Source organism: Herbivorax alkaliphila, assembly GCF_030848475.1.
Lineage (GTDB): Bacteria > Bacillota > Clostridia > Acetivibrionales > Acetivibrionaceae > Herbivorax.
This window is the reverse complement of sequence record NZ_JAVDDS010000036.1, coordinates 26,657-39,172: the sequence shown is the minus strand read 5'-3', so window position 1 is coordinate 39,172 and position 12,516 is coordinate 26,657. Positions and strand designations below refer to the sequence as shown.

At 32.7% G+C, this 12,516-nt stretch carries 15 protein-coding genes; 1 reads left to right on the top strand and 14 read right to left on the bottom strand.

All coding sequences use genetic code 11. The features are described from left to right. Nucleotides 1-71: 71 nt before the first annotated feature. From yhbY to mtaB, 14 genes are all read right to left on the bottom strand, one after another. The gene (gene yhbY / locus RBH29_RS12800; protein WP_306697309.1) at nucleotides 72-359 is read right to left on the bottom strand and encodes a ribosome assembly RNA-binding protein YhbY; all 288 of its coding nucleotides are present in this window, start codon (nucleotides 357-359) and stop codon (nucleotides 72-74) included. A gap of 122 nt (nucleotides 360-481) precedes the next feature. Then, complete coding sequence (obgE, locus tag RBH29_RS12795; protein ID WP_306697308.1) at nucleotides 482-1,756, bottom strand: GTPase ObgE; 1,275 nt, start codon at nucleotides 1,754-1,756, stop codon at nucleotides 482-484. A gap of 105 nt (nucleotides 1,757-1,861) precedes the next feature. Further along, nucleotides 1,862-2,140 (bottom strand): 50S ribosomal protein L27, encoded by a 279-nt coding sequence (rpmA, locus tag RBH29_RS12790; protein ID WP_306697307.1) that lies wholly within the window; start codon nucleotides 2,138-2,140, stop codon nucleotides 1,862-1,864. Nucleotides 2,141-2,143: 3 nt separating this feature from the next. Then, entirely contained in the window at nucleotides 2,144-2,473 is a 330-nt protein-coding gene (locus tag RBH29_RS12785) for a ribosomal-processing cysteine protease Prp (protein WP_306697306.1), read from the bottom strand. Nucleotides 2,474-2,482: 9 nt separating this feature from the next. Then, nucleotides 2,483-2,794 carry a 50S ribosomal protein L21 gene (gene rplU, locus RBH29_RS12780; RefSeq protein ID WP_306697305.1) on the bottom strand — a complete coding sequence of 104 codons (312 nt, stop codon included), beginning with the start codon at nucleotides 2,792-2,794 and terminating at the stop codon, nucleotides 2,483-2,485. 114 nt (nucleotides 2,795-2,908) lie between these two features. Beyond that, on the bottom strand, nucleotides 2,909-4,408 hold the full coding sequence (locus RBH29_RS12775) for an Rne/Rng family ribonuclease (protein ID WP_306697304.1): 1,500 nt from the start codon (nucleotides 4,406-4,408) through the stop codon (nucleotides 2,909-2,911). A 27-nt stretch (nucleotides 4,409-4,435) separates the two neighbouring features. After that, entirely contained in the window at nucleotides 4,436-5,239 is an 804-nt protein-coding gene (locus tag RBH29_RS12770) for a TIGR03936 family radical SAM-associated protein (protein ID WP_306697303.1), read from the bottom strand. Further along, nucleotides 5,232-7,073 (bottom strand): TIGR03960 family B12-binding radical SAM protein, encoded by a 1,842-nt coding sequence (locus RBH29_RS12765; protein WP_306697301.1) that lies wholly within the window; start codon nucleotides 7,071-7,073, stop codon nucleotides 5,232-5,234. Before RBH29_RS12765 ends, RBH29_RS12770 begins: the two co-directional genes overlap by 8 nt. 96 nt (nucleotides 7,074-7,169) lie before the next feature. Next, on the bottom strand, nucleotides 7,170-8,258 hold the full coding sequence (locus RBH29_RS12760) for a DUF3048 domain-containing protein (RefSeq protein ID WP_306697299.1): 1,089 nt from the start codon (nucleotides 8,256-8,258) through the stop codon (nucleotides 7,170-7,172). Between the two features lie 104 nt (nucleotides 8,259-8,362). Then, nucleotides 8,363-8,656 (bottom strand): DUF1292 domain-containing protein, encoded by a 294-nt coding sequence (locus RBH29_RS12755; RefSeq protein ID WP_306697297.1) that lies wholly within the window; start codon nucleotides 8,654-8,656, stop codon nucleotides 8,363-8,365. Nucleotides 8,657-8,788: 132 nt separating this feature from the next. Continuing rightward, nucleotides 8,789-9,211, bottom strand: coding sequence for a Holliday junction resolvase RuvX (ruvX, locus tag RBH29_RS12750; RefSeq protein WP_306697295.1), 423 nt, complete (start codon nucleotides 9,209-9,211; stop codon nucleotides 8,789-8,791). 25 nt (nucleotides 9,212-9,236) lie between these two features. Next, a complete protein-coding gene (locus tag RBH29_RS12745; protein WP_459076783.1) occupies nucleotides 9,237-10,193 on the bottom strand; it encodes an aldo/keto reductase in 957 nt (318 codons plus the stop codon). A gap of 155 nt (nucleotides 10,194-10,348) precedes the next feature. Continuing rightward, a complete protein-coding gene (locus RBH29_RS12740; RefSeq protein WP_459076785.1) occupies nucleotides 10,349-10,600 on the bottom strand; it encodes an IreB family regulatory phosphoprotein in 252 nt (83 codons plus the stop codon). Nucleotides 10,601-10,786: 186 nt separating this feature from the next. Then, on the bottom strand, nucleotides 10,787-12,097 hold the full coding sequence (gene mtaB, locus RBH29_RS12735) for a tRNA (N(6)-L-threonylcarbamoyladenosine(37)-C(2))-methylthiotransferase MtaB (RefSeq protein ID WP_306697291.1): 1,311 nt from the start codon (nucleotides 12,095-12,097) through the stop codon (nucleotides 10,787-10,789). Nucleotides 12,098-12,267: 170 nt separating this feature from the next. Here mtaB and RBH29_RS12730 point away from each other — a divergent pair, with 170 nt between their 5' ends. Further along, a complete protein-coding gene (locus tag RBH29_RS12730; protein ID WP_306697289.1) occupies nucleotides 12,268-12,495 on the top strand; it encodes an HPr family phosphocarrier protein in 228 nt (75 codons plus the stop codon). The last annotated feature ends 21 nt before the right edge of the window (nucleotides 12,496-12,516 follow it).

Below are 12,516 nucleotides of genomic sequence, written 5' to 3'. Positions count from 1 at the left end.
AAATTGTCTAATGATATATAACAATAATTTTAAGACCCCATCTTGTATAGAGTGGAGTCTTCTAAATGTTTTTATATAACTATAACTTTATTTTCTTTTGATTCTTTATATATAACAAATTTATTTCCTATAATTTGAACTATTTCTGAACCTGTTTTAAGTGCAGCTTCTTCACAAAGTTCAGAAGTTTCCTCTAAAGAATTTTTTAAAACAGTTACTTTAATTAATTCCCTTGCTTCTAAAGCATCATTAAACTGCTTTATCATATTATCATTAATTCCACCTTTTCCTATATGAAATATAGAATCAATTCCATTAGCTAAACTTCTTAAATAGCTTCTCTGCTTACCAGTTAACACAACAACTCTCCTTTTTTTAAAATTTATCTTATTCTAACACCCACCTTCTATAAGGTGGAGTGCTTGTTATAATATTCTAGTGGAGTAGAGTCTCCACTTAAATCTTTAATGTTTAGTTTCGGCTACTTGTAATATTCAAATTCAAGATCATACATCTTAACAGTATCGCCTTCATTAATTCCTTTTTGCTCTAAGGCAACAACTATACCTTTTTTCTTTATGGTTCTTTGAAAATACTGTAAAGATTCATAATCATCAAAGTTAGTTGAATCAACTAATTTCTTCACCCATTTTCCTTCAACAACAAAGACCTCATTATCTTTATACACTTTAAAAGGTTCTTCCTCTTTTTTAACCTCATATACAAATTCCTCTTCAGGTTTAACTATCACCGTATCAGGAAGCTCCTTAAGTTTATTTTCAGCATGATACATAAGCTCTTTGAGGCCTTTAGAAGTTGCCGCAGATACAGACATTACCTGATATCCCTTTGGCTCAACCGCCTCTTTGAATTTTTTCAGCTTCTCTTCTAAATTTTCTGTAATATCTATTTTATTTACAGCCACTATCTGAGGTCTCTCAAACAGCACTTGGTTATACTTTTTAAGTTCATCATTAATAATTTGAAAATCTTCAACAGGGTCTCTTCCCTCTGATCCAGATATATCAACAACATGAATTAAAAGTTTTGTTCTTTCAATATGTCTTAAAAATTCATGTCCTAATCCAACACCCTCATGAGCACCTTCAATTATTCCCGGTATATCTGCTAAAACAAAACTACTATCCCCTAAATCTACAACTCCTAAGTTAGGATTTATTGTAGTGAAATGATAATTAGCAATTTTAGGCACAGCAGATGTAACAACAGATAGAATTGTAGATTTCCCAACATTAGGGAATCCAATCAACCCAACATCCGCCAAAAGTTTTAATTCTAAAATAACTGTAATTTCATCTCCTGGGTCACCAGGTTTTGCAAAGTTAGGAATTTGTCTTGTAGGTGTAGCAAAGTGCTGATTACCAGCACCTCCTTTTCCACCTTTTGCAACTTCAACTCTTTGATCAGGCTTAACCATATCTGCAATGACCTTGCCAGTCTCTTCTTCCTTTACCAATGTTCCCGGAGGCACCCTGACCAAAAGATTTTCTCCACTTTTACCACTTCGATTGGAGTTTCCACCTTTTTGACCATCTTGGGCTCTGTATTTTCTTTTATATTTAAAATCTTGCAAAGTTCTGAGTCCTGAATCTACTACAAAAATGACACTGCCGCCTTTGCCGCCATCTCCTCCATCAGGCCCACCTTTAGCTACATACTTTTCTCTGTGAAATGACACCGCACCATTTCCGCCATCTCCAGCTTTAATACTTATTTTTGCACTATCTATAAACATTATCTCAACTCCACGCTACAAAAACTGCCTATATTAAATTCCTTATTAGTATTTCTCATATATAAAAATTAAATCCCGGTTAGCACCGAGATTTTTTAATTTCTATTATGCAGTAATAATACTTACTTGTTTTCTATCTTTACCTAACCTAGAGAATTTGACTTTTCCATCCGAAAGTGCAAATAGTGTGTCATCACTACCTTTACCAACATTATCACCTGGATGAATTTTAGTACCTCTCTGTCTTACAAGTATATTACCAGCTGCTACATGCTGACCGTCGCCTCTTTTTACACCAAGTCTTTTAGATTCACTATCACGACCGTTTTTTGAACTACCCACACCTTTTTTGTGTGCAAACAGCTGTAAATTCACCTTAATCATATGTTACACCTCCTTATCTAATACCGATACATACTTTCTATATGAAAGTTCCACCTGTTTAAATCCTAACACTATAGTTTCAAGTATGATATTAACTTCTTGTCTTTTTTTGTCAGGAACGTTTTTGGGAACTAGACATTCCATATAACCATCTTTCTCTATATAACTGTCTATTCCAGCCATATCCTTCAATGCACCTACTCCAGTATATGCCAACGCAGATATTGCCGCACAGACAATATCACTTCCTTGCTCTGCAAATCCAGAATGACCACTGACAGTAAAACTTTGGATATGACGTTGTTTGTCCCTAACTACATTAATTTCAATCATCTTTAAAACCTATGCATCAATTTTTTCAATTTTCACTCTTGTATGTGGCTGTCTATGACCTTGCTTTCTTTTATAGCCTTTCTTAGCTTTAAATTTGAAAACAATTATTTTCTTGTTTTTGCCATGACCTAATATTTCGCCACTAACCTTTGCATTCTTTACAAATGGATTTCCAAAACTTACACCATCTTCTTTTGAAACTGCAACCACTTTGTCAAAAATCACAGATTTTCCTTCTTCTCCAGAAATCCTATCTAGAAAAAGTACATCTCCTTCTTGGACTTTGTACTGTCTTCCGCCATTTTCAATTATAGCATACATAAAAACACCTCCCTATCCAGTCTCGCCGATAGAGGTAGCAAAAATACTTTTATTCTCTGCATTTTAAAACCTGTACCGTGCGGCCACCTAAAGTATTTTACCACAACCTATTAACTATGTCAATAAGTTATCTGGATCAACTTCTTTTATAGACATTTCTCCATGTTTTACATCATCTGAAGCTTTTATTATAATTCTTTTATTAAATGTCCTTTCAATTCTTGAAAGATTGTCATCATTTTTTCCCAATAATACTTTCGCCACAGAAGGATGAACTTCCACCTCTATTGCACATGCAATTGTCTGTGTGAAATATTTCTTTATTTCCTTTTCAATATTTCTTGCAACAGACTCTGAAGATAGTATCTTTCCTTTCCCATCACAGTAAGGACACTGTTGTAATACTACTGATGCAAACCCTTCTCTAACATTTTTTCTTGTCATTTCTATAAGACCTAACCTAGTCATATCAACAACAGTAGTTTTAGTTCTGTCTTTTTTAAGAGCATCTTCTAAAACATTCATTATCTGTGCTCTGTGTTCACTTTCATTCATATCAATAAAATCAATAATTATTATACCGCCAATATCTCTCAACCTAAGCTGCTTTGTAATTTCTTTTGCAGCTTCCTTGTTAGTTCTAAGTACAGTATCTTCAAGATTGTTAACCCCAACATATTTCCCTGTATTTACGTCAATAACCGTTAGTGCTTCAGTTTTTTCAATAATTAAATATCCACCGCACTTAAGCCATATTTTCTTTGCAAGTGCTTTTGAAATCATTGCATCAACCTGATAATGTTCAAATAAATCTATATTTTTACTAAAATACTCAACCCTTAATTTTAAAGCAGGGGAAACCATTTCAACCCACTCAAGTACCTTATTATATTCCTGCCTGTCATTAATTACAAACTTATCTATATTCCATGTGAAAATATCTCTTATAGTTCTGTAAACCACATTTACATCTTTATGAATGCATCGTGGAACAGGGCCGGAATGATCTTTTTGTTTAATCTTTTTCCACAACTTAACCAAAAAGTTGATGTCATTTTTAAAGTCTTCTTCTCTCTTTCCTTCCGAAACTGTTCTTACAATAAGTCCCATGTTTTCAGGTTTAATCTTCTCAGCTATTTTTTTAAGTTTAAACCTTTCATCTTCATCTTCTATCCTTCTAGAAATACCTATATAATCTGCATTAGGCAGCAATACCAATTGTCTTCCCGGCAGAGTTATATGAGTTGTAACCCTAGGGCCTTTTGTACTGATAGGCTCTTTTGTAACCTGTACAGTTATTTCCTGTCCCGGTCTTAATATTTCATCAATATTGTAACTTTTCATCTCATTATAAACGTCGTCTTCATCTTCATTAAAATCTTCTTTTTGAGGAACTGCATCTCTAACATACAAAAATGCATTTTTCTCATATCCAATATCTATAAAGGCAGCCTGCATCCCTGGCAGAACGCTACTCACTTTACCTCTGTAGATATTTCCTACCAATCTTTCAGAGTCACTTCTTTCGATAAATATTTCTACCAATTCCTTGTCCTCTAAAAGAGCCACTCTTTTTTCATTTAGACCCACATCAACAATAATTTCACTAACCATTTTTTGACCACCTCATATTGCAATTATTCAATCTAACGGATTTGTAAACTTATCTGCACTGCCTGTAAAAAGCTCAGTTCGATGTATTTTTATAACATCAAAATCACTACAAAAAGTATTATTTAATGCCTTTACTAAAAACACAGGCTTCAAATTAGCTGAACTTCCTGCACTAAGTAATGTCGAAAAACAAAAAAGACTGTTCTTTAAATCACCCTTAAATTTTATATGATCTTCATAATTAGTTTTAATATATTTTAAAATCCAAGGATTTTTACAACAATAATTCTCTTCTTTATTAACTTGTTCATCTATCCCATCAATACACAAGCCAGCTTTTATGCTATAAATCATTGGTCTTATATTAATGTCTTTAATCTTTCTTTTAGTTTCTTTTTTTATAATTATTTCTTCTAAATCCATAAATTTATCTATCATATCTTTTATGTCATTTGAATCTCTAATTTTTGCCGAATTAACTAAAATTTCATATGATGCACCGGCAATAGAAGCCATAATATTTGTTTTTTCCTTTTTTTCTTTTGCCTCTACAACCTTTATTCCCTTAGGAAGACACTCATTTAGCCTGTCCATAAAGTTATCGACATCTATAGGCTCTTCAAACTCTAAATCAATATATTCTGACTCACTGGTCACCCCTACCGATAAAGGCAATCCAAAAACCATTTGGGGATGAGGATTAAATCCCTTTGAATAAGCTATTAAAATACCAGATCTTCTCAAAGCTCTCTCAAATACTTTCTTTAAGTCTAAATGAGAAATAAATTTAACTTCTTCACCACGTACAAATTTTGCTCTTATACTATTCATTACAGATACCTCCATCAAAAGCTGCAGCTCCACACCCTGTGCAATTCTCACTGCAATTAGAGGTAACTTCTCCTAAGTAAGCTTTTTGGTTTTCTTTTTTTAAAAAACTTTTTGTCACACCCACATCTATATGATCCCAAGGAAAAACTTCGGTAAGTTCCCTTTTTCTGTTTGCATAAAAATGAGGATCTATTTTACACTGATTAAAAACTTCCATCCAGCTGTCAAATTTAAAGTGGTCTCCCCAGCTGTCAAATTTACATCCATTTTTAAATGCTAAATAAAGCACTTTCCCAAGTCTTCTATCACCTCTTGCTAAAACAGCTTCTAAAAAACTCAAATTAGGATCATGCCAGTTGTATTTTATATGTCTGCTTTTTAGTTTGTCTTTCAAATGTTGCTGCTTTTCTTTTATCATATCGATACTGTCTTGAGCCTCCCATTGAAATGGTGTAAAAGGCTTAGGCACAAAAGATGACGTACTCACATTTATATTAAGACCTTTACCCCTTTTATCTTTTGGTGTTTTCATATAGACATCAACAACTTTTTTAGAAAGCTCTGCTATACCATCTAAATCTTCCATTGTTTCTGTAGGAAGCCCTATCATAAAGTACAACTTAACTCCACTCCATCCCCCTTCAAATGCAGTAGCAGATGCCTTTAATAAATCTTCTTCTGTTACACCTTTGTTAATTACATCTCTAAGTCTCTGACTTCCTGCTTCAGGAGCAAATGTCAATCCACTCTTTCTAACCTTTTGAGCCTTTTCCATAAGTTCAATAGAAAAAGAGTCAACTCTTAATGAGGGAAGTGATAGGTTAACCTTTTTAGGCTCCATATCATTTATCAGCCCCTCCGTTAAATTCTTTAACTGAGAATAATCACTTGTACTAAGAGAGACAAGGGAAATCTCTTCATAGCCAGTATTTTTTTGAAGCTTTTGGGCTAAATTTAATAATTTTTCTGAAGTTCTCTCCCTCACAGGCCTATAAATATATCCTGCTTGGCAAAATCTACACCCTCTAATGCATCCTCTAAATAATTCAAGCACTATTCTGTCATGAACAATATCTGTATATGGAACAATTATTTTATCTGGAAAAAAAACTTTATCTAAATCTTTAACTATCCTTTTTCTTATTTTTTCAGGATATTTATCTTCCTTTGGTACAATGGATTTTATAGTTCCATCACTTTTATATTCTACATTATAAAACTCAGGTACATATATTCCCTCAATTTTTGATATCATCTCTAAAAATTTTTTCTTATCCTGACCTGAATTTTTCCATTTTACATAAAAGTCCATCACTTCATTTATAATTTCCTCTCCTTCACCTAACATAAAAAAATCTACAAAATCTGCTAAAGGTTCAGGATTACATGCACAGGGTCCTCCTGCACATACAAAGGGATGGTCTTTTGTTCTGTCGCTTTTTAATACTGGTATCTGTGAAAGATCTAACATATTAATTATATTTGTGTAACTCATTTCATATTGTAGCGTAAATCCAATAAAATCAAAAGAACTTAGAACAGAATGGGATTCAAGAGTAAAAAGAGCAATGTCATTTTCCCTCATCTTAGATTCCATATCAATCCATGGAGCAAAAACCCTTTCACAAAAAGTATCCACTCTTTCATTTAATGCATGATAAAGTATTCGCATACCTAAATGAGACATGCCAATTTCATAAACATCCGGAAAACAAAAGGCAAATCTAATTGATATATCATCTAACTCTTTATGAACACTATTCCATTCATTTCCTGTATATCTAGATGGTTTCTCAACACTTTCCAGTATTTTATCGCTAATATTTATTTTCAAATAAAACCTCCGTCATTTGTAACTAAATAGTATATGTAATAATGATAACTAAAATAAAACTATTTATCAATAGTAACTTTACATATAAATTATATTTTATTCTATTTCTACACTGCCATTCATCGGAAATATTTGTACCCATGTTTGTCCAGGGTTGAGTAAGATTTCATTTTCATCTTCATCAAAATATTTAGTTTTATCTGTCCTTGAAGACTTTGACCACGTTATTTCAATGTATTTGCCGTTTGTTATATAATATCCTTTACCGCTGCCAACAGTGTTTACTTCCTGTCTTCCCTTATTATCACCTTTAATAGTATAGTTATTGACTAACTGAATAATAATATTTTTAGCAGTAAGCTGCTTATCTGATACTCTTTCCATATGAGGCTCATCTTTTCTAAACCTAAAGTAAATTTCTTTATCAGCATCATAGCTGTAACTAGATGACATAACCCATGAATATTTTAAATTAATTTCTTCTGCTCTTTCACCATTTTTAAGTACAACCGCCTCATCAGAATAATTAAACACTTGCTCTTTATCTGTTGTAGTCCTAGGATTTGCCCTCTCTACGTAATCCTCTATCTTTTCCTTGGATGTATAGCTATCCTGCCAATTGTATGGATCATCTGTTATGTCCCAAAAAACACCTGCCACTCCATTTATATTGGTTATCCCAAACCTTGGAATATCACTTTTAGCCATAGGACTCCACCCAATATGAACATAAATAGCATCATGTTCCATAGAATAATCCAAGAAATAATGCCTTGAACTTCTGACCGGTCCTATCATAGAAGGCTCTTGATTCCAAAAAACAGGCATTAACCTAGTCTCTCCACCTTCAACAATTATTTCATAAATAACCTGTGCTAAATGAAGTCCTCCCTGTGGCAAAACTTCTGATCCTGCATTATCTATCATAACAGCATATGGTCTTGTCCCCTCAGTTGGAAATTCAAAGTTTTCCAACGCATAGTCCCTTTCTTCTAATTCATCATCTTCTTCTAATTCATCTTCATCCAATTCATTTTCATCTTTTAACTCTTCATCTAAAGGAGTTGGCGTTGCATCAATTACATCTGGATTGGAAGCTTCTCTACTACAGGCAAAAGAAAATAGTACCATCAAAAATAGAAGAAAAACCAAAACCCCTTTTTTCCCTAATAATACATTGCTCACAAAAACGCCCCCACTATATTTTTAAACAGATAAAGATTTTACCTCAAAAGCTTAAGGGGGCATACAGCCCCTCTTACTTTACATGTTAATTTTAAATACTTATTTTAATTATCAAAAAACTCAAATTCTTCTTCCATTCTAGTTTTAAACTGTTCAAAAACAGCATCTAATTCATCATCATCATCAATTGTTAAAAAGCTGTCTCCATCCACTTCGCTGTGATCAACTTTTAAAATTATAACTTCTTCCATATCACTATCATCATCTTCTTCCTGCTCAAAAGGTAAAAGAACAACATAGTCATTCCCTTCATACTTAATAGTGTCTAAATGTTCAAATTCTGCTTCTTCACCGTTTTCGTCAACTAAAACTACCAAATCATCTCTTTCTTCTGTCATTGTAATTACCTCCATTATTTTTAATTAAACATAAATTATATCACAAAAATCTATAAGTTCTAGTAGTATATCAACTATTATTTTTTCAAATAATACATATAGATATTCACAAAAATCATATTTTTAGCAAATTTAAATATTTGACTGACTGTCTAAATATCCTTGCAAAATATATACAGCTGCAATTTGATCTACCACTTTCTTTTTGTTTGTTTTTTTTACACCCATCTCTCTCATAGTTCTATTAGCAGCCACTGTTGTCAGTCTTTCATCCCATAAAACTATTTCGATACCATTAATTCTTTTTTCCAAGTTTTTAATAAACTCAAGGGTCTTTTCTCCCCTTGGCCCCACCGTTCCATTCATATTTTTAGGAAATCCAACAATAACTTTCTCTATATTATATTCTACAATAAGATTAGAAATCCTCTTTAACGGCTCTTTAATACCCTGGTTCCATTTAATTGTCTCAATTCCCTGAGCAGTCAACTTAAGGGCATCACTAATTGCAATTCCTATTCTGCTGTCACCATAATCAATTCCCATTATTCTCATATTTTACTCCTCCATATTGCCCCTCTTAGCATACCTTAATAGCAAATTCAGGACATACACTTGCACAATAACTGCATAAAACACATTTTTGCTCATTTACTTTTGCTTTTCCTTTTTCTAAATAAAGACCTCCCTGTCTGCACCTTTCAACACATTTGCCACAACCAGTGCACCACCAATCGATATGGAGATGCCTTTCTTTTTTTTGAAGAGAATGCTCTACATCCTCAGGTATATTTTTATTTTTAAATACACATGTATTCATAATAACTTCATCAATAGACTGCATGCCAACTGCTACAGAATGTACAAATGGCAAATCTAGAACAAACTTCATAGCCTCATCATAAGACTTTATCAAAGTTCCTCCTCCTAATGGCTTCATACTATAAATTCCCTTACCCTTGTCAAATGCTTTTTCTACAGCCCCAAGCATTTGCTCAATATTGCCATCTCCTATTCCTATACCCGTTTTATTTACAATAGGATGAATCACATCTATTTCTGGCATATCACAGCATGCTTCTACCACTTCTACATTGTGTGTTGATACTCCAACAGCTTTAATAATTCCTTTTTCTTTCATAGAAAGATAATATTCCAAAGCCTCTCTATGTCCTTTTAGTGTAAGTCTGCTTTCCTGCTCGTGAAGGAGGAATATATCTATCACATCAATATCCATTTCCTTTCGTGCCTTTTCTACACTGGCACTGGCAGCTTCTTTTGAGTAAGCATAGCACTTAGTTGCTATTACAATATCTTTATTTGTCTTTTTAAGGGCTTCTCTTATATGCGGATATGTACCATAAAGCTCAGCAGTGTCTATAAAATTCACACCAAGCTCAATTGCCTTTAATATGACTTGGGAACCATATTCAAAAGGAAGGTCAACCTGTAACGGCCCCATAATTAATCCTCCGAAACAAAGTCTTGAAACATTTATTCCTGTGCTGCCTAGATTAACATATTGCAAAAATGACACCAACCTAACAAATATTTAAAATTACACAAAACTATCAAAAATTATACGCTTTGACATAATCTTTTTCCACCAATGAAACTTACCTTGTCTAAAGGCAAATGTTTCAATTCACTTTTAACACACAAAAAAACAAAGAAACTGACAAAAACTCCGCATTATTTCTCGGAGCTTTTGTCATTAGATTCTTCTAAATAAAACCTTAAAATTTCCTCTAAAATTTCATCTCTTTCAAGTTTTCTGATAATACTTCTGGCATCCAGATGATTAGTTATGTAGGTCGGATCTCCTGAAAGAATATAACCTACAATCTGGTTAATAGGATTATAGCCCTTCTCTTTCAATGCCTTATAGACAGAAAAAAGAAGCTCCCTTGCCTCATTGTATTTCTCTTTGTCAACATTAAACATTACAGTTTCACTGTTTGCCAAAACCAATCACTCTCCTGTCCCAGTTTAAGGGACCTTAACGACAAAGCGTCAAAATTGTTAAAGTAAATAACCCCTTATGTATATAGTAATACAACAGGATAAATTATGCAATACATATTATTTATAATTACACTGTATTAGCTGTATCATATTCTCTCTGCCTAATTAATCCTTGTCTAATATCTTACCAATAATAAAATCATCTACAGTCTCTTTTAAGGAAACATTTACAATCTGTCCCTTTAAATTTTCATCGCCCTTACATAATACTTTTATATAATTAGGCGTAAATCCTTCAATATATCCATGTTTATAATTTACTTTCTGTTCAAATAAAACCGGCATCACATCCCCTATAAATCTTTTATTAAACTCAACTGTTTTCTCTTTAGAAAGTTGAAACAACCTATTACTTCTTTCTTCTTTTTTAGATGGTGAAACCTGACTTTCAAAAGATGCAGCAGGAGTTCCTTTTCTTGGAGAGTATTTAAATACATGCATACCCGAAAATGAAATTTCATCAAGAAATTTATACGTCTTTTCAAATTCCTCTGTAGTTTCTCCAGGAAAACCAACCATAACATCAGTGGATATTGCTACATCCTCAATTTCTCTCCTTAAAGTAGAAATAGATTTTTTATATTCCAAAGTAGTGTATTTTCTATTCATTCTCTCTAAAGTACTGTCACATCCACTTTGCAGCGATACATGATAATGAGGGCACATCTTTTTTAAATTTTTAATAGTATTTACAAAATCTTCAGATATCAGATTAGGTTCAATGGATCCTAATCTGATTCTTTCAATACCATCTATTTCATGTACTTTTTTTATAAGTTCAATTAATGACGTCGTCTTTTTATCTTTTCCATAGGAACCAATATGTATTCCTGTTAATACTATTTCTCTGTAGCCGAAATTCAAAAGCTTTTTAACTTCCTCAACAACATTTTTCTCACTTCTGCTTCTTATCGGCCCTCGTGCATAGGGTATAATACAATAGGAGCAAAATTGATTACAGCCTTCTTGTATTTTAATAAATGCTCTAGTTCGCTCCTTGTATATACCTGAGCCAAACTCCTCAAAACTTCTCTCGTTCATTATGTCTTCAACAACGTTTATTTTTTTCTTTTTAGTTTCTATTTCATTTATATAGTCAATTATTTTAGAACGCTCTTTAGTCCCCACAATCAAATTTACACCTTCAATTTTACTTACCTCTTCAGGGGCTGTCTGTGCATAACACCCAACAACTACAACTATTGAATCACCATTTAGTTTTTTAGCCCGCCTTATCATCTGTCTTGACTTTCTGTCACTAAGATTTGTAACTGTACAGGTATTTATTAAATATACATCTGCTTTTTTATTAAAATCCACTATATTATAACCTGCGTTTTCAAAAATATTAGTAATCGCTTGGGTTTCATATTGATTTACTTTACATCCAAGGGTATAAAATGCAACTGTTTTCATTTTTCTGCCTCTCTTTTTTAATTCTTTATAATTGTTCAATTTAGTTCATTATAACATTATTTTCGCAAATCATATAAAAATCCTGAGAAAATTTTAGCAACATCACAATTGACTTGCAGCCACAAACAAGATAATATATAGAATAGAAAACAATAAAGGAGGAGTTTATTATGAAATCATTCAATATCAACTTAAAATCCATTACTGACGTTAAGGATTTTGTTAATATAGTTAATAAATATGATTTCGATATTGATTTAACTTCAGGCAGGTATGTAGTTGATGCAAAGTCAATCATGGGGATTTTTAGTTTAGACTTAAGCAAGCCAATTAGGGTAGACGTTCACGCTGATTCCTGTGATGATTTTGAAAATGATATCAAAGGATTTTTGGGATAGACATCTTATAAGGAGAGGTAG

Coding starts and splice junctions, on each gene's coding strand:
- obgE (WP_306697308.1), bottom strand. CDS start 1,756: ATGTTTATAGATAGTGCAAAAATAAGTATTAAAGCTGGAGATGGCGGA.
- rpmA (WP_306697307.1), bottom strand. CDS start 2,140: ATGATTAAGGTGAATTTACAGCTGTTTGCACACAAAAAAGGTGTGGGT.
- RBH29_RS12785 (WP_306697306.1), bottom strand. CDS start 2,473: ATGATTGAAATTAATGTAGTTAGGGACAAACAACGTCATATCCAAAGT.
- rplU (WP_306697305.1), bottom strand. CDS start 2,794: ATGTATGCTATAATTGAAAATGGCGGAAGACAGTACAAAGTCCAAGAA.
- RBH29_RS12775 (WP_306697304.1), bottom strand. CDS start 4,408: ATGGTTAGTGAAATTATTGTTGATGTGGGTCTAAATGAAAAAAGAGTG.
- RBH29_RS12770 (WP_306697303.1), bottom strand. CDS start 5,239: ATGAATAGTATAAGAGCAAAATTTGTACGTGGTGAAGAAGTTAAATTT.
- RBH29_RS12755 (WP_306697297.1), bottom strand. CDS start 8,656: ATGACAGAAGAAAGAGATGATTTGGTAGTTTTAGTTGACGAAAACGGT.
- ruvX (WP_306697295.1), bottom strand. CDS start 9,211: ATGAGAATAATGGGAATTGATTATGGTGACAGCAGAATAGGAATTGCA.
- RBH29_RS12740 (WP_459076785.1), bottom strand. CDS start 10,600: ATGTTTAATGTTGACAAAGAGAAATACAATGAGGCAAGGGAGCTTCTT.
- mtaB (WP_306697291.1), bottom strand. CDS start 12,097: ATGAAAACAGTTGCATTTTATACCCTTGGATGTAAAGTAAATCAATAT.
- RBH29_RS12730 (WP_306697289.1), top strand. CDS start 12,268: ATGAAATCATTCAATATCAACTTAAAATCCATTACTGACGTTAAGGAT.